Below are 21,084 nucleotides of genomic sequence, written 5' to 3'. Positions count from 1 at the left end.
CCCGGATGCACTCCGGGGCGGCCTTTCCCGGAGTGCATCCGGGCTACGAACCTGTCGGGTCGAGGAATGTGCCGGATGACACATCCCTCACCCCCAACCCCTCTCCCGGAGGGAGAGGGGAGCAGTACGGCGGCGCGCTACTTGTCGTTAACGCAGGTGCCGCTGGTCCCCCTCTCCCCTTGGGAGAGGGGCGGGGGTGAGGGAAGCCAGGTCATGCGCGAGCTGCTTCTCTCAGTTGCTCTTTACCGCATAGTCCGGCTTCTTCTCGTTGCCGGCGATGAAGGGGCTCCAGGGCTGGGCGCGCAGCGGGCCTTCGGTCTGCCAGACGATGGAGAACTGGCCGTCTTCCTGGACTTCGCCGATCATCACCGGCTTGTGCAGGTGGTGGTTGGTCTTGTCCATGGTCAGGGTGTAGCCGCTGGGCGCGGCGAAGGTCTGGCCGGCCAGGGCCTCGCGCACCTTGTCGACCTCGGTGGTGCCGGCCTTCTCGACCGCTTGTGCCCACATATTGATGCCGACGTAGGTGGCCTCCATCGGGTCGTTGGTCACCGCGCTCTGGTAGTTCGGCAGGTTCTTGGCCTTGGCGTAGGCCTTCCACTTGTCGACGAAGGCGCTGTTGACCGGGTTGTCCACCGACTGGAAGTAGTTCCAGGCGGCCAGCTGGCCGACCAGCGGCTTGGTGTCGATGCCGCGCAGTTCTTCCTCGCCGACCGAGAAGGCCACCACCGGAATGTCGGTGGCCTCGATGCCCTGATTGGCCAGTTCCTTGTAGAACGGCACGTTGGAGTCGCCGTTGACGGTGGAGATCACCGCGGTCTTGCCGCCGGCGGAGAACTTCTTGATGCCCGCGACTATGGTCTGGTAGTCGCTATGACCGAAGGGGGTGTAGACCTCCTCGATATCCTTGTCCTGCACGCCCTTGGAATGCAGGAAGGCGCGCAGGATCTTGTTGGTGGTGCGCGGGTAGACGTAGTCGGTGCCGAGCAGGAAGAAGCGCTTGGCCTCGCCGCCGTCCTCGCTCATCAGGTACTCGACGGCCGGAATGGCCTGCTGGTTCGGCGCGGCGCCGGTGTAGAACACGTTCGGCGACATTTCCTCGCCTTCGTACTGCACCGGATAGAACAGCAGGCCGTTGAGCTCCTCGAACACCGGCAGCACGGATTTGCGCGACACGCTGGTCCAGCAGCCGAACACCACGTCGACCTTGTCCTGGGTCAGCAGCTGGCGCGCCTTCTCGGCGAACAGCGGCCAGTTGGAGGCGGGGTCGACCACCACCGGCTCCAGTTGCTTGCCGTTGACGCCGCCCTTGGCGTTGATCTCCTCGATGGTCATCAGCGCCATGTCTTTCAGGGATGTTTCGGAGATGGCCATGGTGCCGGACAGCGAATGCAGGATGCCGACCTTGATGGTTTCGGCGGCCTGCACTGTCCAGGTCATGCCCATGGCGGCGATGGAGGCGGAAAGGGTGAAGGCCTTGATCAGGCTGCGACGTTGCATGGTGCGATCTCCATTCGAGCTGTTTTGAGTACTGCGGTTTCTGGTTATTCGGCTTGGCAGTCTTTCAACGGGTCTATCGCGTCACCCTTGCCCGGCCAGCGCCCGCTGGCGGGCGCTGTGCAGCATGTGCAGGGTGATCTTGCGCACTTCCGCCTTGCTCACCTCGATATGGGCTTTGAGCAATAGCTGTGCTTCTTCGCAGCGGCGCGACAGGATCGCGCCGAGGATGCGGGCGTGTTCCTCGTAGGTGAGTTCCACGCGGGGCGCCTGGGTGAAGTCCAGGCGCCGGATGATGCGGATCTTCTCGCTGACCTCGGCGTGCAGGCGGGCCAGCTCGCGGTTGCCGGTGGCCTCGACCAGCTGGCAGTGGAAGCGCTCGTCGAGCAGCGACACGGCGCGGCCGTCTTGCAGGCGCTGTTCCGGCTGCACCAGCCAGGTGCGGCGCAGGTCCTCCAGCGGCGCCGGCAGCTCGCCGGCCGGGCGCTCGCACAGGCGCTTGACCGCCTCCAGTTCGAGGACGATGCGCACTTCGTACAGCTCCTCGAAATGGTGGAAGTCGAACGGCTTGACCTGCCAGCCGCTGCGGAAATACACCTCCAGGTAGCCCTCGCGCTCCAGGCGGTACAGGGCCTGGCGCACCGGGGTGCGGCTGACCGCCATGCGCTCGGCCACCTCGCCCTCGCTGAAGCGGTCGCCGGGCAGCAGGCGGAACTCGAAGATGTCGTCCTTGAGCCGCTGGTAGATGCGCTCGGCGAGTTTCTCCGGGCGCTCCTTGGCCGGTTTGGTGGGGCTGACCAGTTGCATCAGGCGACCTCCACCGCGTCGAGCAGGAGCAGGGCGTCGCCTGGGGTCACCGCCTTGCCCGGCGCACAGCGCACCGACTTGACGATGCCGGCCACCGGCGCGGTGACCGCCAGTTCCATCTTCATCGCCTCCACCACCAGCAGCGGCATGCCGGCCTCGACGCGCTGGCCGGGCTCGACCAGCACCTTCCACACGCTGCCGCACATGTCGGCGCTGACCAGATGGCCGTCGAGGTCGTCCTCCTCGTCCTGGACGCCGGCCAGCGGCGCGGCGGCGGTCGGGTCGTCGTCCTGCCACAGCTGCACTTCGGCGTCGAAGGCGGCCTTCTGCCGGGCCTGGAAGGCGGCGATATCGTCCGCGTTGGCGGACAGAAAGCGCTGGTACTCGGCGAAATCGAATTCGCCGTGCTCGATGCGAATCTCGGCGCGGCCCTCGCGGAAGGCCTCGCGGAATTCGTCCAGCTCGGCCTCGCTGACCGGGTAGAAGCGCACCTGGTCGAAGAAGTGCAGCAGCCAGGGCTGGCCACCTTCGAACTGGGCGTTCTTCACGAACTTGTTCCAGATCGGCAGGGTGCGGCCGACCAGTTGGTAGCCGCCGGGCGAGTCCATGCCGTAGATGCACATGTACATGCCGCCGATGCCCACCGTGCCTTCGGCGGTGTAGGTGCGCGCCGGGTTGTACTTGGAGCTGAGCAGGCGGTGGCGCGGGTCCAGCGGCACGGCGCAGGGCGCGTCGAGGTAGACGTCGCCGAGGCCGAGGATCAGGTAGCTGGCATCGAACAGGATGTCTCTCACCGCCTCGCGGCTGTTCAGACCGTTGATGCGCTGCAGGAAGTCGACGTTGTTCGGCAGCCAGGGCGCCTCGCTGCGTACCGTCTCGCGGTAGCGGGTGACGGCGCCGAGGGTGGCGCTGTCCTCGAAGGCCATCGGCAGGTGGACGATGCGGGTCGGCACCTTGAGGCTGGCGACGTCGCCGAGGCGCTGTTCCAGCGTGAGCAGATGCTCGATCAGCGCCTGCTGGTGCAGCACGCGGCTGTCGTAGCGCAGCTGCAGCGAGCGCACGCCCGGCGCCAGCTCCTCAAGGCCGGCCAGCGGCTCGGCCTTGAGCGCCTGCATCAGCAGGTGCACGCGCAGGCGCAGGGCCAGGTCGAGCACGTTGTCGCCATATTCCATGAGGATGTAGGCGTCGCCGGCCTGGCGATAGACCACCCGTGGGCGGCTGCCCTCGGCCGCCAGCTCGGCCAGCACGGTGGCGGAAACCGTGGCGCCTGGCTGCAGCGAGGGCGCCGGCAGGCTCACCGCGCTGATCGCGGCCAGCGCCTCGATGCTGCCCAGCTGGGCCTGCTCCAGGCTCTGCGCCTGCTGGAAGCCGATGGGGAAGAAGCGCAGCTTGTCGCCGGGCTTGAGCTGGCCGACCTTCCACAGCTCGGCCTTGGCGATGGTCACCGGGCAGACGAAGCCGCCCAGGCTCGGGCCGTCCTTGGTCAGGATCACCGGGAAATCGCCGGTGAAGTTGATCGCGCCGATGGCGTACTCGCAGTCGTGCACGTTGGACGGATGCAGGCCGGCCTCGCCGCCGTTGGCGCGGGTCCAGCTCGGCTTGGGCCCGGACAGGCGCACGCCGAGGCGGTTGGAGTTGTAGTGCACTTCCCACTCGGCGGCGAAGAATTCCTCGATCGCCTCGGGCGTGAAGAAGTCCGGCGCGCCGTGCGGGCCATAGAGCACGCCGATGTGCCAGGTGTTGCCGTAGGCCGGGATCAGGCTGGGGTGGGCGGCCTGCGGCGGCGCCACCGGCGCCGGGGTGGTGCAGGCGGCAAGCGCCGGCTGCGAGATGGCCAGCATATCGGCCGGGCGCAGGGTACGCCCGGCATGGCCGCCGAACTGGCCGAGGGCGAAGGTCGAGCGACTGCCCAGGTACAGCGGCACGTCGAAACCGTTGCGCACCGCCAGATAGGTGCGGCAGCCGCTACGCGCGCGGCCGAGCTTGAGCACCTGGCCGGCCTTGACCGGGAGCGGCTGCCAGTAGGCCACGCTTTCGCCGTCCAGTTCGGCCGGGCAGTCGGCGCCGGTCAGGGCGATCAGCGCGTCGCAGTGAAAGCGCAGGGTCGGGCCCTGCAGGGTGAACTCCAGGCCGGCGGCGCTGGCGTGGTTGCCGACGATGCGGTTGGCCAGGCGGAAGGCGAAGTCGTCCATCGGCCCGGACGGCGGCACGCCGATATCCCAGTAGCCGAGGCGGCCGGGATAGTCCTGCACGCTGGAGTAGGTGCCGGGCTCCAGCACCTCGATCACGCTGGCCGCGAACTCGAAGCCGTCGAGCAGGCGGGTCCACACCTCACCCTTGGCGAAGCGCGGGTCGGCCACCACCTGGCGCAGGTAGTCGAGGTTGCTGGCGATGCCGTGCAGGCGCGTCTCGCCCAGGGCCGCGCGCAGCTTGGCGATGGCTTGCTCACGGTTCTCGCCGTGGACGATCAGCTTGGCGATCATCGGGTCGTAGAAGGCCGAGACTTCGCTGCCGGTGCTGACCCAGCCGTCGACGCGCACATCTTCTGGGAAGTGCACTTCGCTGAGCACGCCGGGGCTGGGCTGGAAGTTCTTCAGCGGGTCCTCGGCATAGATGCGCACCTCGATGGCGGCGCCCTGCGGGGCGCGGTTCAGTGCGTCCCAGTCGAGGGCATCGCCGGCGGCCACGCGCAGCATGCACTCGATCAGGTCGAGGCCGGTGACCATCTCGGTGACCGGATGCTCGACCTGCAGGCGGGTGTTTACCTCGAGGAAGTAGAAGTCGTCGCGGGCACCGTCGTAGATGAATTCCACGGTGCCGGCGCTGCGGTAGCTGACCGACTCGCCGAGCTGTACGGCGGCGGCGTGCAGGCGTTCGCGGGTGGCCTGCGGCAGGTTGGGCGCAGGGGTTTCCTCGACCACCTTCTGGTTGCGTCGCTGCAGCGAGCAGTCGCGTTCGCCCAGGGCCGCGACCCTGCCCTGGCCGTCGCCGAAGATCTGCACCTCGACATGCCGCGCCTGGTCGACGAAGCGCTCGAGAAACACCCCGGCATCGCTGAAGAACTGCTCGCCCATGCGCTTGACGCTGTCATAGGCGCCGGTCAATGCCGCCGCATCGTTGCAGCGGGTCAGGCCGATGCCGCCGCCGCCGGCGGTGGTCTTCAGCATCACCGGGTAGCCGATGTCCTCGGCGGCCTGCAGCGCCTCGTCCAAGCTGTGCAGCAGGCCGGTGCCCGGCGCCATCGGCACCCGGGCTTCGGCGGCCAGCTCGCGGGCACGGTGCTTGAGGCCGAACTCGCGGATCTGCCCGGGCGTCGGGCCGACGAAGGCGATGCCGGCGGCTTCGCAGGCCTCGGCGAACTCGGCGCTTTCGGAGAGAAAACCGTAGCCGGGGTAGATCGCCTGGGCGCCGGCTTCCTGGGCGGCGGCGAGGATCTTGTCGATGCGCAGGTAGCTGTCGGCCGGCTTGTCGCCGCCCAGGGCGATGGCCAGGTCGGCATCGCGCACATGCTGGGCGTTGCGGTCGGCGTCGGAGTACACCGCCACGCTCTTCACGCCCAGGCGCCTGAGGGTGCGGATGGCGCGGACGGCGATCTCGCCTCTGTTAGCGATCAGTACGGTATGAAACATTCCTTGGTCTCCTGGCTGGCGCGATGGACTGCGCTCTTGTTCCCTCTCCCCTTGGGAGATGGCTAGGGTGAGGGAACATCCCCTACACCCTCACCCCCGGCCCCTCTCCCGGGGGGAGAGGGGAGTCATTCACTTCCTGGTTTCGGCGATAAAGGCGCGCCAGCCGCCGAAGGCGGTGATATCGCGGGCGCCCTGCAGCGCGTAGGGCTCGCAGATGAAGCCCTTGACCCAGCGGCCGTCGGCCAGCTGCAGGTTGCCGATGCCCAGCGGCGGCGGGATCTCGGCGACGAACTCGCCGAAGCGCGCCTGCGGCACGTCCCACAGCTCGACGATGATCTCGGCGCCGTCCTCGGCGACCCGCGCCAGGCCCGGCTTGGGCGGCACGCTGCCGGGCAGGGCGTAGAGCCGGTAGTCGGCGCTGCTGGTGGTCTGCTCGACCAGCACGGCGTCGCGGCTGGTGAGCTGGAAGTTCAGCGGCATGCCGGTCAGGTGCGCGCCGACCACCGCCACGCGCACGCTGCCGGGGGCCTGGGGCGCGGCCGGCTGCGCCGGCAGGGCGCGCCCGGTGGCGCCCAGCGGCAGACCCAGGAACGCCTGCCAACGGCGGCCGAGGGCGGTCAGCGCCTGGTCGTGCCAGGCCGGAGCGATCAGGGTGATGCCGGCCGGCAGACCGTCGCTGCGGAACCCGGCCGGCAGGGCCAGGGCGCAGAGGTCGGCGAGGTTGGTGAAGTTGGTGTAGGTGCCAAACTGGCTGTTGAACAGCACCGGCTCGGCCTGCATCTCGGCCAGGGTGCGCAGGGTCGGCGAGGTCGGCACCAGCAGCGCGTCGAAGCCGGCCAGGGCCTGGTTGATCCGGCGGCTCAGCTCGGCGCGCGCATACTCGGCCCGGTAGGCGTCGCAGGCGCTGTAGCGGTGGCCGCTGTCGACTATGCCGCGCACCACCGGGTCGATATGCGCGGGCTCGACGCCTTCGACCGCCAGCGTGCGCTCGGCGACCCAGGCGCCCTGGTAGAGCTGCTCGGCCAGCTCGCGGAAGGGGGCGAAGTCGATCTCCACCAGCTCGGCGCCCAGTTCGCACAGCTTGCCCTGGGCGTGCTCGAACAGCGCCTGGTTTTGCGCGTCGCCGAAGAACTCGGCATCGGCTGGCACGGCCAGGCGCGGCTTGGTCGGCATGCCGACCCTGGCGCTGTTGGGGTTCTTGCGGCTGTAGGCATCGCTGGCGTCATAGCCGCCGGCGATGTTGGCCACGGTCTGAGCATCGGCCACGGTCAGGGCGAACACCGAGACGCAATCCAGGGTGCGGCAGGCCGGCACCAGGCCGTGGGTGGATAGCCAGCCCTTGGTCGGCTTGAGCCCGACGATATTGTTGAAGCCGGCCGGCACCCGGCCCGAGCCGGCGGTGTCGGTACCCAGGGCGAAGGCCACCAGACCGCGCGCCACCACGCTGGCCGAGCCGGAGCTGGAGCCACCACTGACGTAGGCCGGATCGAAGCTGTTGGGCACCGCGCCATAGGGCGAGCGGGTGCCGACCAGGCCGGTGGCGAACTGGTCGAGGTTGGTCTTGCCAATCAGGATGGCACCGGCCGCGCGCAGGCGGGCGACCACTGTGGCATCGGCTGTGGCGTCGTAGGCGAAGGCCGGGCAGGCGGCGGTGGTGGTCCAGCCGGCGGCGTCGATATTGTCCTTGATGGCGAAGGGCACGCCGTACAGCGGCAGCTTGCCGAGGTCGCCTGCGGCGGCGCTCAGGCGCTCGGCCAGCTGGTCGAGCTGATCCTGCAGTTGGTCTGGGCTGGCCAGGGCGATCCAGGCCGGGTCGCCCGCGCCGAGTTCGCCGAGCAGCTCGGCCAGTACGCCGGGTTGCAGTTGCCCGCTGCTATAGGCCTGCTGCCAGTCGCCGAGGGTCCAGCCGAGGGTGGCGTGGGACATCGTCCAAGATTCCTTCTTGTATCCAAGTCGATGTCCGTAAAGCGAAAGCCGTGCCAGATTTCTAAGCGATTGAAATTAGAAGAATTTATAACTTGTGCTGGGCGCGCCGCCGGGCTGGCCTGCCCCGTTTGGGGGCCGGCCGGTCGTGGTGGTGCGCCAGTAGGGGGCGGGATTCAGGGGACGAGGTAGCCGCGCACGCCGGTGAAGATGATCTGCGCGGCCAGGGCGCAGACGAACAGGCCCATCAGGCGGCTGAGGATCTGCAGGCCCTGCTGGCCGAGCAGGCGCTCGACCTTGTCCGAGAGGTACAGCACCAGGCCGACGGTGATGCTGGCGAAGGCGATGGCGACTATGGCCAGCAGCTTGTCGTCCCACGCGGGCTGGCTGAGGCCCATCACCAGCAACGCGCCGATGGTGCCGGGGCCGACGGTCAGCGGGATGGTCAGCGGCACTATGGTGATGTCCTGGTTGGGGTTGTCCGCCTGTATCGCCGACTTGCCCTGGGCCATGCCCAGCGCCGAGATGAACAGCACCGAGCCTGCGCCGATGCGGAAGGCGTCGGCGGTGATGCCGAAGATCTCGAAGATGGTCTGGCCGAACAGGTAGAGCAGCACGCTGGAGATCAGGGTGCCCAGCGCCACCTTCCAGGCCAGGCGCTTGCGCTCCCTGACGCTATAGCCGGGCGTGAGGCCGAGAAAGCAGGACAGCACGAAGAACGGGCTGTAAAGCACCAGCATCTTCAGGTACAGGGTGGACAGCAGGGAAAGCATGGGGACGGCTCGTCGAGTCAGGTAGGGCAAGCATAGAGGCCGCGGTGGCGGCCCGCTTTCGATGCGTCATGAGGGCAGGGCGTCACGCTGGCGGCGTTCGCGCTCGCTGACCCAGTGGGCGATCAGTTCGCGCAGTTGCGACATCTCCACCGGCTTGGACATGTGGCCGTCCATGCCGGCCTGGCGCGCGCGCTCCTTGTGCTCGGCGAGGATGTGCGCGGTCAGCGCCACCACCGGGGTATGCCCGCGCCGTTCGTTGCGTTCCCACTCGCGCAGGCGTTCGGTGGCGGAGAAGCCGTCGAGCACCGGCATCTCGCAGTCCATCAGCACCAGGTCGTACTGCCGCTGCTGCATGGCGTGCAGGGCTTCCTCGCCGTTGCTGGCGGTGTCCGGCTGCAGGTTGAGCTTGCTCAGCATGCCGCGGATCACCTTGGTGGAGATGCTGTTGTCCTCGGCGACCAGGATGCGGAAGTCCTCCGGCACCTGCAGCGTGTCGTTGTCGGGCTGCGCCCGCTGCGGCGCGCCGGCCTGGCGCTGGGCCAGCTCGTCGGCGAGGGTGGTCTTGAGCGTGTAGCCGGCCACCGGCTTGGCCAGGATGCGCTTGATCCCGGCGTTGCGCGCGACGATCTTGCTCGGCGCGTTGCTGATGCCGGTGAGCATGACCAGCAGGAGGTCGTGGTTGAGGTTGGGGTCTTCCTTGATCTTGGCCGCCAGCTGCATGCCGGTCATGCCGGGCATCTCCTGGTCCAGCAGCACGGCGTCGAAATATTCGCGCAGATGCGCCTTGGTGCGCAGCAGGGCCAGGGCCTCCTTGCCGGAGGCCACCGCGCTGACCTGTAGGCCCCAGGCGCTGCACTGCTGCTGCAGCACCTTGCGGCAGGTCTCGTTGTCGTCCACCACCAGCAGGCGCGCGCCCTGCAGCGGGCCGTCGAGGTCGGTGGCGGGTTGCTGCAGGCTCTGCGGGTCGAGCGGCAGGCTCAGCCACAGGGTGCTGCCGCTGTTGCCGCCGCCCTGCACGCCGAGCTCGCCACCCATCAGGCGCACCAGCTGGCGGGCGATAATCAGGCCGAGGCGGCCGTCGAGCTTGCTGGCGCTGAGGAAGTCGCTGCTGTGCAGCTCGCTGTTGAGCAGGGCGTCGCGCTCGGCCGACTCCAGCGGGCGGCCGCTGTCCTGCACGGCGATGCGCAGGCGCGGGCTCTGGCCCTCGGTGTCCAGCGCCACCACCAGCAGGATCTCGCCCTCGTCGGTCTGGCGGAAGGCGTTGTCCAGCAGGCTCAGCAGGGTCTGGCGCAGGCGCGTGGGGTCGCCGCCGATCACCCGTGGCACCTGCGGCTGGGTGAAGTTGATCAGCTCGACCTTCTGCTGCTCGGCCTTGGCGCGGAAGATGTCCAGGCAGTCCTCGATCAGGGCATTGAGGTCGAACTGCACGTCATCCAGCTCGATCTGCCCGGACTCCAGCTTGGAGATGTCGAGAATCTCGTTGATCAGGGTCAGCAGTTCGTTGCCGGAGCTGTGGATGGTCTGCACGTAGTCGCGCTGCTTGGCCGACAGCGGCGTGCCGAGCAGCAGCTCGGTCATGCCCAGCACGCCGTTCATGGGGGTGCGGATCTCGTGGCTGATCTTGGCCAGGAACTCGGCCTTGGCCTTCAGCTCGGCGCTGCTGGCGGCCTCGCGGGTGCGCCGGAACAGCGTCTCGTTCTGGATCTGTCGCTGCCGCTCGGACAGGGCGACGCTGAGGATGACGCCGGCGACCATGGCCACGCTGAACAGGCTGAGCACCAGCCAGCCCGGGTTGAGCTGGTCGAAGCCGAACAGCACCGGGCCGAGGATGGCGAAGCCCAGGTCGAACAGCAGCATGCCGGCGAAGATCAGGCGCGCCGGCCGGTAGCCGGCGCGCCAGTGGATCAGGGCCACGCCGGGCACGGTCAGCGCCACCAGCACCACCAGGCCGTAGACCAGCCAGCTGTGCCAGAACTGCCCGGTGAGGGCGATCATCAGGGCGGCGCCGGCGACCAGGGCGAATTCGGCATAGAGCGCGAGATTCAGTATGCGGCGCTCGGTGCAGGTACCGCGGAAGAAGAAACGGGTGTAGCCGAGAATGCACAGGGCCGCGCTCAGCGCGGCCAGGTCGGCGATCAGCGACTGGTTGTAGCTCTGCTCGGGTAGCAGCACGGCGAGCAGGCCGATGTTGGCGGTGGCGCACAGGGCCAGGGCGCAGTGCATGCCGGCCAGCCACAGGTTGCTGGCGGTGGGCGAATAGCCCATGCGCAGCAGGTTGAACAGGGCCAGCAGCAGCAGGCCGCCGAGCAGGGCGCCGAACAGGTAGGCGGGCTTCTCCTGGGCCACCAGTTCGGCCTCGTCGATGACCTTGAACCACATCATCAGGGCATGGTTGGAGGTCATGCGCAGGTAGGCGGTGCGCGGCTGGCCGTCGTTGGGCAGGTTGAACAGGTAGGCCCGCGACGGCAAGGGGCGCGAGCTCAGGGTCAGGGCCTCGCCGGTGCGCAGCTGCTGTTCCAGCTCGCCATCCTTGAGCAGGTAGAAGTCGAGGTGCTGCACCCGCGGGGCGAACAGCCACAGCCAGTGCGGCTCGGCCAGGGCCTGGGTGTCGACCTTGAGCCAGATGGCCTGGGGCGAGGCGGGCAGGGTGAAGGCCAGGCGATCCAGCGGCTGGAAGCGTGAGCGCTGGGCCTGGACCTCGGCGAAGCTCATCTGGGCCGACTTGTCCAGCAGGATGGACCAGCTCTGCCCATTGGCACTGGCCGGCAGGGGCAGGCCCAGGAGCAGGCTTAATATGAGTCCGGTGGCGATCCAGAGCCGGCGCACGGGCGGAGTCCCTTCGAAAGTCAATTTCCCGATTATAGCTATCGCGAATGAACAAAAGGCAGCCATGCCGGCTGCCTTTATGCGCGCTTTACCGCAACTTTACTTTTTAGCCTCAGTTCTCGCCCTGTTCGCGGGCGATGGCGCGGTAGCCGATGTCGGTGCGGTAGAAGCTGCCGTCCCAGCGGATCTTTTCCGCCAGGCGATAGGCCTGCTGCTGGGCGCTGGACACGCTCGGGCCGATGGCGGTGGCGCACAGCACGCGGCCGCCGGCGGTGACTATCTGACCGTCCGAAAGCTTGGTGCCGGCATGGAACACCTTGCCGTCGAGCTTGGCGGCCTCGTCCAGGCCTTCGATAACGGCGCCCTTGGCGTAGTCGCCCGGGTAGCCACCGGCGGCGATCACCACGCCCACGGTCGGGCGCGGGTCCCAGGTCGCCTCGACCTTGTCCAGGGCCTTGGCCAGGGCGGCCTCGACCAGCAGCACCAGGCTGGACTCCAGACGCAGCATCACCGGCTGGGTCTCCGGGTCGCCGAAGCGGCAGTTGAACTCGATGACCTTGGGTGCACCGGCCTTGTCGATCATCAGGCCGGCGTAGAGGAAGCCGGTGTAGACGTTGCCTTCGCTGGCCATGCCGCGCACGGTCGGCATGATCACTTCGTCCATCACCCGCTGGTGCACGTCCGGGGTGACCACCGGGGCCGGCGAGTAGGCGCCCATGCCGCCGGTGTTGGGGCCGCTGTCGCCGTCGCCGACGCGCTTGTGGTCCTGGCTGGTGGCCATCGGCAGCACGTGCTCGCCGTCGACCATGACGATGAAGGAGGCTTCTTCGCCGTCGAGGAATTCCTCGATCACCACGCGTGCGCCGGCGTCGCCAAACGCATTGCCGCTGAGCATGTCGCGCACGGCCTCTTCGGCTTCTGCCAGGGTCATGGCGACTATCACGCCCTTGCCCGCGGCCAGGCCGTCGGCCTTGATCACGATCGGCGCGCCCTGCTCACGCAGGTAGGCCAGGGCCGGCTCGACTTCGGTGAAGTTCCGGTAGGCGGCGGTGGGGATGTTGTGGCGCGCCAGGAAGTCCTTGGTGAAGGCCTTGGAGCCTTCCAGCTGAGCGGCGGCGGCGGTGGGGCCGAAGATGTCCAGGCCGCGCGAGCGGAACAGGTCGACCACGCCCTTCACCAGCGGCGCTTCCGGGCCGACTATGGTCAGCTGCACGTTCTGTTCGGCGAAGTCGGCCAGCTGCTCGATGGCCAGCACGTCGATGGCGACGTTCTCGCACTTGGCTTCGAGGGCGGTGCCGGCGTTGCCCGGGGCGACGAAGACTTTCTCGACGCGCTTGTCCTGCGCCACTTTCCAGGCCAGGGCGTGCTCGCGGCCGCCGCTGCCGATGATCAGTACGTTCATGAATCTCTCCTGCGGAGAGAGCCTCAAGCCTCAAGCCTCAAGCCTCAAGCAAAAGCCGAACTGAACGGCGCTTTGCTTGCAGCTTGCAGCTTGCAGCTTGCAGCTCGCTGTTAATGACGGAAATGGCGCATACCGGTGAACACCATGGCGATGCCGGCTTCGTCGGCGGCGGCGATGACTTCGGCATCGCGCATCGAGCCGCCCGGCTGGATCACCGCGGTGATGCCGGCCTTGGCGGCGTTGTCGATGCCGTCGCGGAAGGGGAAGAAGGCGTCCGAGGCCATCACCGCGCCCTGAACCTGCAGGCCGGCGTGCTCGGCCTTGATGGCGGCGATGCGCGCGGAGTTGACCCGGCTCATTTGGCCGGCGCCGACGCCGACGGTCTGACGGTTCTTCGCGTACACGATGGCGTTGGACTTGACGAACTTGGCCACTTTCCAGGCGAAGACCAGGTCGTGGATCTCCTGCTCGCTCGGCGCGCGCCGGGTCACGACCTTGAGGTCGGACGCGGCGATCATGCCGATATCGCGGCTCTGCACCAGCAGGCCGCCGTTGACGCGCTTGAAGTCCCAGCCGGCGGCGCGATCGGCCGGCCACTCGCCACACTCCAGCAGGCGCACGTTGGCCTTGGCGGCCACCACTTCGCGGGCCTCGGCGGAAACCTTGGGCGCGATGATCACTTCGACGAACTGGCGCTCGACGATGGCCTTGGCGGTCTCGCCATCCAGCTCGCGGTTGAAGGCGATGATGCCGCCGAAGGCGGATTCGCTGTCGGTGGCATAGGCCAGGTCATAGGCCTTGCGGATGCCGCCTTCGTCGTCCGGTACCACGGCGACGCCGCAGGGGTTGGCGTGCTTGACGATGACGCAGGCCGGCTTGACGAAGCTCTTCACGCATTCCAGTGCGGCGTCGGTGTCGGCCACGTTGTTGAACGACAGCTCCTTGCCCTGCAGCTGCACGGCGGTGGAGACGCTGGCCTCGCCCTTGTCGGCCTCGACGTAGAAGGCAGCGCTCTGGTGCGGGTTCTCGCCGTAGCGCATTTCCTGGGCCTTGACGAACTGGCTGTTGAAGGTGCGCGGGAAGGCGCCGCGATTCTCGGTGCTCAGGGTGTCGCGGCTCTGGTCGATGGTGCCCAGATAGTTGGCGATCATGCCGTCGTAGGCGGCGGTGTGCTCGAAGGCCTTGAGCGCCAGGTCGAAGCGCTGGGCGTAGCTCAGACCGCCGGCCTTGAGCGATTCGACGATGCCGGCGTAATCGCAGGCGTTGACCACTATGGCCACGTCCTTGTGGTTCTTCGCCGCGCTGCGGACCATGGTCGGGCCGCCGATGTCGATGTTCTCGATGGCATCGGCCAGATCACAGTCGGGCCTGGCCACGGTGGCGGCGAAGGGGTAGAGGTTGACCGCGACCAGGTCGATCGGCTTGATGCCGTGTTGTTCCATCACCGCGCCGTCCAGCGCGCGACGGCCGAGGATGCCGCCGTGGATCTTCGGGTGCAGGGTCTTCACCCGGCCGTCCATCATCTCCGGGAAGCCGGTGTAGTCGGCCACTTCCACGGCCGCAATGCCGTTGTCCTTGAGCAGCTTGTAGGTGCCGCCGGTGGAGAGGATCTCCACGCCGAGGGCTGCGAGCTCACGGGCGAAGTCGACGACGCCGGTCTTGTCGGAGACGCTGATCAGGGCGCGGCGAACGGGAGTGCGGGTGGTTTGGTCGGTCATCACGGTTTCCATCTAACGGCGGGATTCAACGGAAAAGGGCGGTCGTTTGTGCGGACCGCCCTTCTCGGGGAATGCGTGTTTACAGCAGGTCGTACTGCTTGAGCTTCTTGCGCAGGGTGCCGCGGTTCAGGCCGAGCAGCTCGGAGGCCTTGGTCTGGTTGCCCTTCACGTAGTTCATGACGGTCTCCAGCAGCGGCGCCTCGACCTCGGTCAGTACCAGATTGTAGACATCTGTCACCTCAGCCCCTTCGAGATGGGCGAAGTAGTTGTGCAGGGCCTTCTCCACGCTGTCGCGCAGGGACTGGCCCTGCTCGAAGGGGGTGTTCAGGTGCTGCTTCAGGTTGGCGTTGTCGCTCACGGGTACTGCCCCATCAAAAACGGATTGCTCAAAAAAAGGCTCGGTCATCCTGGTCATGCGGCCACCCCTTTTCCATTGTTGTTCTGCGCGGCGAAGAACTGCCGAGCGGCGGTGCACTGCGCGTCCGTACTGTCCAGACGATTGAACTCGGCGCGAAACTCCTTGGCGCCGGGCAGGGTTGCCAGGTACCAGCCGACATGCTTGCGCGCGATGCGCACGCCCATGTGCTCGCCGTAGAAGGCGTGCAATGCGGCCAGGTGCTCCAGCAGAATCTGTTCCACTTCGTACAGCGTCGGCGCCGGCAGCTCCTTGCCGGTCGCCAGATAATGGGCGATCTCGCGGAAGATCCACGGCCGTCCCTGTGCCGCGCGGCCGATCAGCAGGGCGTCGGCACCGGTGGCGTCGAGGACCTGCCTGGCCTTGTGCGGCGAATCGATGTCGCCATTGGCGAATACCGGAATGGACACCGCCTGCTTGATGGCGGCGATGGTGTCGTACTCGGCCTCGCCGGTGTACAGATCGGCGCGGGTGCGGCCGTGCACGGCCAGCGCCGCGATGCCCGCCTGTTCGGCGATTTTCGCCACGGCGATGCCGTTCTTGTTCGCGCGGTCCCAGCCGGTGCGGATCTTCAGGGTGACCGGTACGTCTACCGCCTTGACCACGGCGTCGAGGATGGCTGCGACCAGCTGTTCGTCCTTCATCAGGGCGGAGCCGGCGGCCTTGTTGCAGACTTTCTTGGCCGGGCAGCCCATGTTGATGTCGATGATCTGCGCGCCCAGCTCGACGTTGCGGCGGGCGGCCTCGGCCAGCATCTCGGGGTCGCCGCCGGCGATCTGCACCGAACGCGGCTCCGGGTCGCCCTGGTGCACCAGGCGCAGGCGCGACTTGCGGCTGTTCCACAGGCGCACATCGCTGGTGACCATCTCCGAGACCACCATGCCCGCGCCCAGCCGTCGGCACAGCTGGCGGAACGGCTGATCGGTGACGCCCGCCATGGGGGCGAGGATCAGCGGGTTGGGCAGTGTGTAAGGGCCGATGCGTACCACCGACATGGTCATCCCTGTTATCTCGAAGTCGTCCGGGCAAAGGCGTAGCCTGCCGATGCGGTGACGGCGTTCGGGGGAGTGCGGAAAAGGGAGGGCATGATACCCGCTCTCGATGACCGGATAAAGGCTGTTTTGAACAAATTATGAGCAGCCTGCGGCTTATCGCCGTTCGCCTCGGTTGAACCCGCAAGCGCCGGAATCTCGGCGCTTGCGGCCGGGAGCGGGCCTGTGTTCGGGAGCGCTGAGGCCCGCCGGCGAGCAGGCGGCGCGGCTATTCGGGCGAGTGGAAGCTGAGGCTGTAGTTGACCGCCTTGGCGCCCGGGTCCTTGATCTCCAAGGAAATGTGGATCGGCGTCTGTGGCGGCATTTCGTCCTGCCCGGCCAGTTCGCCGCTGAGGTATTCGCTGGGGCGGAAGCGGCTGCTGGCGATCAGTTGGCCACCCAGGTCGGCGAAGCGCAGCTCCAGCAGCGGGAAGGGCTGGGCGAAGGGCGCGCGGTTGTAGAGGATGGCGTCGACCAGCAGCGCGTCCATGTACTGCGGATGGCTGCGCACCACCAGGTTGGTGCTGCGGATCTGCGTGATGTCGACCTTGGACGGCAGGCTGCAGCCGATTTCCGGGCAGAGGGCCTCGAACCAGGGGCGATACTGGTCCTGGCGGGCCAGTTCCTCGAAGTGGTAGGTCACGTACTGCCCGGCCAGGGCGACGGCGGCCAGCAGGTTCAGCAGGCCCCAGCCGATCCAGCGGCCCCAGGGCTTGCGTGGTTGTCGCCAGTCGAGCTGCAACGGGTCGTCGCTGAGCTCCAGCAGGCTGTCGTCGCGCAGGGCCGGCTCGCTACGCGTGGGCTTGGCGGCTTGCACCGGTTCGGCGGCGATGCCGTAGTCGCCATCGCCGATTTCCTCGGGCGCATCTGCATCCGAGATGGACAGCTTGCCCAGGCTGGGCTCCTCGCGCTCCGGCACGGGCGTGGGCATGGCCGCAGGCGCTTCGCTGGGCTTGGTGCGGCTCGCCGGCTCGGCCTTGGGTGGCTCGGGCTCGACTTTTGTGCGCGGGGCGGGCTGCGGCTCCGGTCGCGGCCGCGGCGGGGCGATGGGCGCCGGCTTGCGCGGCGGCTCGTCCTGGATCAACGATTCGGCCCAACTCTCGTCATGGCGCTTATCTTCGTCCTCGCCGCGCAGCAGGTGCTCGGCGGGCTTGGGCGCGCTGTCCATCGCCAGGAACTCGCGGGACAGCTGCATCTCCTGCTCTTCCAGCTTGGCCAGCTCCTCGTCCAGGTCGAGGCTGTCGAGGTCCAGGTCGTCGTGAATCCACAGGGTGTCGACGGACTTCTTCTCCGTTGCCGGCGGTGGCTGGCTGGGCCTGGACGCTGGCGCGGCTGCGGGTTGCACGGGGGCTGGTGATGCGGGAGGTGCAGGCCGGGCTGGCGGAGCGGCCACCGTCGCGGGCTTGCTCGGAGCCGGAGCCGGAGCCGGAGCCGGCGTGGGCGTGGGCGTGGGCTGTGGTGTGGCCGGCTTGCTGGCCCGGTTCTGGTCCACCAGCAGCTGCTGGGCGGCATTGAACACGCGCATGCAGGCCCCGCAGCGCACGGCGCCATGGGCGGCGCCCAGCTGCGCGCGACTGATGCGGAAGCTGGTGCGGCAGTGGGGGCATTGAGTGACGAAACTGTCGGTCATGCGGCGGTCCGTGCGAAACAGGGCGCTAGTTTACCCAGTCCCGGGCCTGGGAATACAAGGGGTTAGCCGCGTCTGATGCCGCTGATGCGGACCCAGCCGTCCTTGACGGCAGTCGGGTCGAGTTCGAAGGCCTCGGCATAGGCGGCGCGCACTTCCTCGGCCTGCTCGGCGAGGATGCCGGACAGCGCCAGGCGGCCGCCGGTCTTGACCAGCGCGGTGATCTGCGGCGCCAGGGATACCAGCGGGCCGGCCAGGATATTGGCCACCACCACATCGGCGGGCTGCTGCGGCATATCGGCCGGCAGATAGACCGGGAAGCGCTCGGCGGCGATGCCGTTGCGCGAGGCGTTGTCGCGCGAGGCTTCCAGGGCCTGCGGGTCGATGTCGGTGCCGCGAGCCTGGGGGGCGCCGAGCAGCAGGGCGGCGATGGCCAGGATGCCGGAGCCGCAGCCGAAGTCGATGACCACGCAGCCGGCCAGGTCCTGGCCGTCCAGCCATTCCAGGCACAGCGCGGTGGTCGGGTGGGTGCCGGTGCCGAAGGCCAGGCCGGGGTCGAGCAGCAGGTTGACCGCGCCCGGTTCCGGCGCCGCGTGCCAGCTCGGCACTATCCACAGGCGCCGGCCGAAGCGCATCGGCTGGAAGTTGTCCATCCAGCTGCGTTCCCAGTCCTGATCCTCGATGCGCTCGATCTGGTGCTCGGGCAGGGCGCCACCGGTGAGCAGCTCGAGGTGGGCGACTAGGTTGGTGGCGTCGGTATCGGCCTCGAACAGGGCCAGCAGATGGGTGTGCGACCACAGCGGGGTGGTGCCCAGGTCAGGCTCGAAGATCGGCTGGTCCTCGGCATCCATGAAGGTCACCGACACGGCGCCGACGCCGAGCAGGGCGTCCTCGTAGGTCTGCGCCTGTTCGGGGGTGATGGCGAGACGGACTTGTAACCAGGGCATGGGGGGCTCCCTTCGGGAGCAGCTTCAAGCGGCAAGCTTCAAGCTGCAAGAAAAAGAAGGAGCGGCCGAGGCCGCTCCCTTGAAGTGCATATCGTACAGCTTGCCGCTTGAGGCTTGCAGCTTGAGGCTCGACTTAGTGCTTATCCATGCCCAGTTTCTTTTCCAGGTAGTGGATATTCACGCCGCCCTTGAGGAAGCCCTTGTCGCGGGTGAGGTCGCGGTGCAGCGGGATATTGGTCTTGATCCCGTCCACCACGATCTCCTCCAGGGCATTGCGCATGCGCGCCATGGCCTCGTCGCGGGTGCGGCCGTAGCTGATCAGCTTGCCGATCAGCGAGTCGTAGTTCGGCGGTACCGAATAGCCGCTGTACAGGTGCGAGTCGACGCGGATGCCGTTGCCGCCCGGGGCGTGGTAGTGCTTGACCTTGCCCGGGCAGGGCATGAAGTTGTCCGGATCTTCGGCGTTGATCCGGCACTCCAGGGCGTGGCCGAGGATCTTCACGTCTTCCTGCTTGATCGACAGCTTGTTGCCGGCGGCGATGCTGAGCATCTCCTTGACGATGTCGATGCCGGTGACCATCTCGGTGACCGGGTGCTCGACCTGCACGCGGGTGTTCATCTCGATGAAGTAGAAGCGGCCGTCTTCATAGAGGAACTCGAAGGTGCCGGCGCCGCGGTAGCCGATCTCGATGCAGGCGTCGACGCAGCGCTTGAGCACTTCGGCGCGGGCCTTCTCGTCGATCTGCGGGGCGGGGGCTTCCTCCAGCACCTTCTGGTGACGGCGCTGCAGCGAGCAGTCGCGGTCGTACAGGTGGATGGCGTTGCCCTGACCGTCGGACAGCACCTGGACTTCCACGTGGCGCGGATTGCCGAGGAACTTCTCCAGGTAGACCATCTCGTTGCCGAAGGCGGCGCCAGCCTCGGTGCGGGTCAGCTTGGCCGACTTGATCAGGTCTTCTTCCTTGTGCACCACTCGCATGCCGCGGCCACCGCCGCCGCCGGCGGCCTTGATGATCACCGGGTAGCCGACATCGCGGGCGATGGCCAGCGCGGCTTCCTCGTCCTCCGGCAGCGGGCCGTCGGAGCCGGGCACCACGGGGACGCCGGACTTGATCATGGCGTTCTTGGCCGAGACCTTGTCGCCCATCAGGCGGATCACGTCGCCGGTGGGGCCGACGAACTTGAAACCGGACTTCTCGATCTGCTCGGCGAAGTCGGCGTTCTCGGCGAGGAAGCCGTAGCCCGGGTGAATGGCGGTGGCGCCGGTCACCTCGGCGGCGGCGATGATCGCCGGGATGCTCAGGTAGGACTTGGCGCCCGGTGCCGGGCCGATGCAGACGGTCTCGTCGGCCAGGCCCAGGTGCATGAGTTCGCGGTCGGCGGTGGAGTACACGGCCACCGTCTTGATGCCCATCTCCTTGCAGGCGCGCAGGATGCGCAGGGCGATTTCGCCACGGTTGGCGATCAGGACTTTCTCCAGCTTCTGCATCGCAGGCTCCCCGTGCATCAGACGATGGTGAACAGGGGCTGGTCGTACTCAACCGGCTGGCCGTTGTCGACCAGAATCTGCTCGATCACGCCGCTGGCTTCGGCCTCGATGTGGTTCATCATCTTCATGGCTTCGACGATGCACAGGATGTCGCCCTTCTTCACGGTCTGGCCGGGTTCGGCGAAGTTGGCCGAGGTCGGCGAGGCGGCGCGGTAGAAGGTGCCGACCATCGGCGAACGCACCACGTGGCCGTTCAGCTTGGCGGCGGCCGGGGCGGCTTCGGCGGTCGGGGCCGGGGCGGCCACCGGAGCGGCGGCCGGAGCCGGAGCGGTGGCGTAGACCGGGGCGGCCATGGCCTTGGCGCTATGGCGGCTGATGCGCACGGACTCTTCGCCCTCGCGGATCTCCAGTTCGTCGATACCGGACTCTTCCAGCAGTTCGATCAGTTTTTTGACTTTGCGGATATCCATAGTTTTTCAACTCCCAAGGGTGAGGTCAGGGGCGTTCTAATTGTTCCAGGGCGGCTTCCAAAGCCAGGCGGTAACCGCTGGCGCCGAGGCCGCAGATCACTCCCACCGCTACGTCGGAGAAGTAGGAGTGATGGCGGAAGGCTTCGCGTTTGTGCACGTTGGACAGGTGCACTTCGATGAATGGGATGCTCACCGCCAGCAATGCGTCACGTAATGCGACGCTGGTATGGGTAAAAGCGGCGGGATTGATCAGGATGAAGTCGACACCTTCGCCTTTTGCGGCGTGAATGCGGTCGATCAGCTCGTACTCGGCATTGCTCTGCAGGTACAGCAGATGATGGCCGGCGGCGCGGGCGCGCTGCTCCAGGTCCTGATTGATCTCGGCCAGGGTGGTGGCGCCGTATTTGTCGGGCTCGCGGGTGCCCAGCAGGTTGAGGTTGGGTCCGTGCAGCACCAGGAGGGTGGCCATGGGCGCTTCCTTGTCGTTCCGTGCGAGGGTTGGCCTGGACTATGCCCAATGCGCCGCAGGCTGT

Annotated in this window: 15 protein-coding genes; all 15 read right to left on the bottom strand. The window is 67.5% G+C overall.

Translation table 11 applies throughout. The annotated features are described in order from the left end of the window. Nucleotides 1-231: 231 nt before the first annotated feature. The 15 genes from urtA to aroQ all read right to left on the bottom strand — a co-directional run bounded on the left by urtA (nt 232) and on the right by aroQ (nt 21,020). Complete coding sequence (gene urtA, locus AAFN46_RS11880) at nt 232-1,497, bottom strand: urea ABC transporter substrate-binding protein (protein ID WP_347808900.1); 1,266 nt, start codon at nt 1,495-1,497, stop codon at nt 232-234. Nucleotides 1,498-1,578: 81 nt separating this feature from the next. Continuing rightward, on the bottom strand, nt 1,579-2,301 hold the full coding sequence (locus AAFN46_RS11875; RefSeq protein ID WP_347808899.1) for a GntR family transcriptional regulator: 723 nt from the start codon (nt 2,299-2,301) through the stop codon (nt 1,579-1,581). Beyond that, nucleotides 2,301-5,930, bottom strand: a complete 3,630-nt coding sequence (uca, locus tag AAFN46_RS11870; RefSeq protein WP_347808898.1) for an urea carboxylase — start codon at nt 5,928-5,930, stop codon at nt 2,301-2,303. Before uca ends, AAFN46_RS11875 begins: the two co-directional genes overlap by 1 nt. A gap of 129 nt (nt 5,931-6,059) precedes the next feature. Continuing rightward, nucleotides 6,060-7,856: an allophanate hydrolase gene (gene atzF, locus AAFN46_RS11865; RefSeq protein WP_347808897.1), complete on the bottom strand. Its 1,797-nt coding sequence runs from the start codon at nt 7,854-7,856 to the stop codon at nt 6,060-6,062. A gap of 173 nt (nt 7,857-8,029) precedes the next feature. Beyond that, a complete protein-coding gene (locus AAFN46_RS11860) occupies nt 8,030-8,626 on the bottom strand; it encodes a MarC family protein (protein ID WP_347808896.1) in 597 nt (198 codons plus the stop codon). Nucleotides 8,627-8,692: 66 nt separating this feature from the next. Beyond that, on the bottom strand, nt 8,693-11,452 hold the full coding sequence (locus tag AAFN46_RS11855) for a response regulator (RefSeq protein WP_347808895.1): 2,760 nt from the start codon (nt 11,450-11,452) through the stop codon (nt 8,693-8,695). Nucleotides 11,453-11,564: 112 nt separating this feature from the next. Further along, on the bottom strand, nt 11,565-12,854 hold the full coding sequence (gene purD, locus AAFN46_RS11850) for a phosphoribosylamine--glycine ligase (RefSeq protein WP_347808894.1): 1,290 nt from the start codon (nt 12,852-12,854) through the stop codon (nt 11,565-11,567). 110 nt (nt 12,855-12,964) lie between these two features. After that, complete coding sequence (gene purH / locus AAFN46_RS11845; protein ID WP_347808893.1) at nt 12,965-14,572, bottom strand: bifunctional phosphoribosylaminoimidazolecarboxamide formyltransferase/IMP cyclohydrolase; 1,608 nt, start codon at nt 14,570-14,572, stop codon at nt 12,965-12,967. Between the two features lie 79 nt (nt 14,573-14,651). After that, nucleotides 14,652-14,987, bottom strand: a complete 336-nt coding sequence (gene fis, locus AAFN46_RS11840) for a DNA-binding transcriptional regulator Fis (RefSeq protein ID WP_347808892.1) — start codon at nt 14,985-14,987, stop codon at nt 14,652-14,654. Then, a complete protein-coding gene (gene dusB / locus AAFN46_RS11835; RefSeq protein ID WP_347808891.1) occupies nt 14,984-15,982 on the bottom strand; it encodes a tRNA dihydrouridine synthase DusB in 999 nt (332 codons plus the stop codon). The genes fis and dusB overlap by 4 nt, the downstream gene beginning before the upstream one ends. A gap of 265 nt (nt 15,983-16,247) precedes the next feature. Then, entirely contained in the window at nt 16,248-17,648 is a 1,401-nt protein-coding gene (locus AAFN46_RS11830) for a DUF3426 domain-containing protein (RefSeq protein WP_347808890.1), read from the bottom strand. A 62-nt stretch (nt 17,649-17,710) separates the two neighbouring features. Next, complete coding sequence (prmA, locus tag AAFN46_RS11825; RefSeq protein WP_347808889.1) at nt 17,711-18,592, bottom strand: 50S ribosomal protein L11 methyltransferase; 882 nt, start codon at nt 18,590-18,592, stop codon at nt 17,711-17,713. A gap of 133 nt (nt 18,593-18,725) precedes the next feature. Further along, nucleotides 18,726-20,081, bottom strand: coding sequence for an acetyl-CoA carboxylase biotin carboxylase subunit (gene accC, locus AAFN46_RS11820; RefSeq protein WP_347808888.1), 1,356 nt, complete (start codon nt 20,079-20,081; stop codon nt 18,726-18,728). 17 nt (nt 20,082-20,098) lie between these two features. Next, nucleotides 20,099-20,551, bottom strand: a complete 453-nt coding sequence (gene accB / locus AAFN46_RS11815; RefSeq protein ID WP_347808887.1) for an acetyl-CoA carboxylase biotin carboxyl carrier protein — start codon at nt 20,549-20,551, stop codon at nt 20,099-20,101. A gap of 25 nt (nt 20,552-20,576) precedes the next feature. Beyond that, a complete protein-coding gene (gene aroQ / locus AAFN46_RS11810; protein WP_347808886.1) occupies nt 20,577-21,020 on the bottom strand; it encodes a type II 3-dehydroquinate dehydratase in 444 nt (147 codons plus the stop codon). Between the last annotated feature and the right edge of the window lie 64 nt (nt 21,021-21,084).

The organism is Pseudomonas sp. CAU 1711, from assembly GCF_039888625.1.
GTDB lineage: Bacteria > Pseudomonadota > Gammaproteobacteria > Pseudomonadales > Pseudomonadaceae > Aquipseudomonas.
Note: the sequence above shows the minus strand (reverse complement) of the source record. Positions and strands in the feature narration are given on the sequence as shown.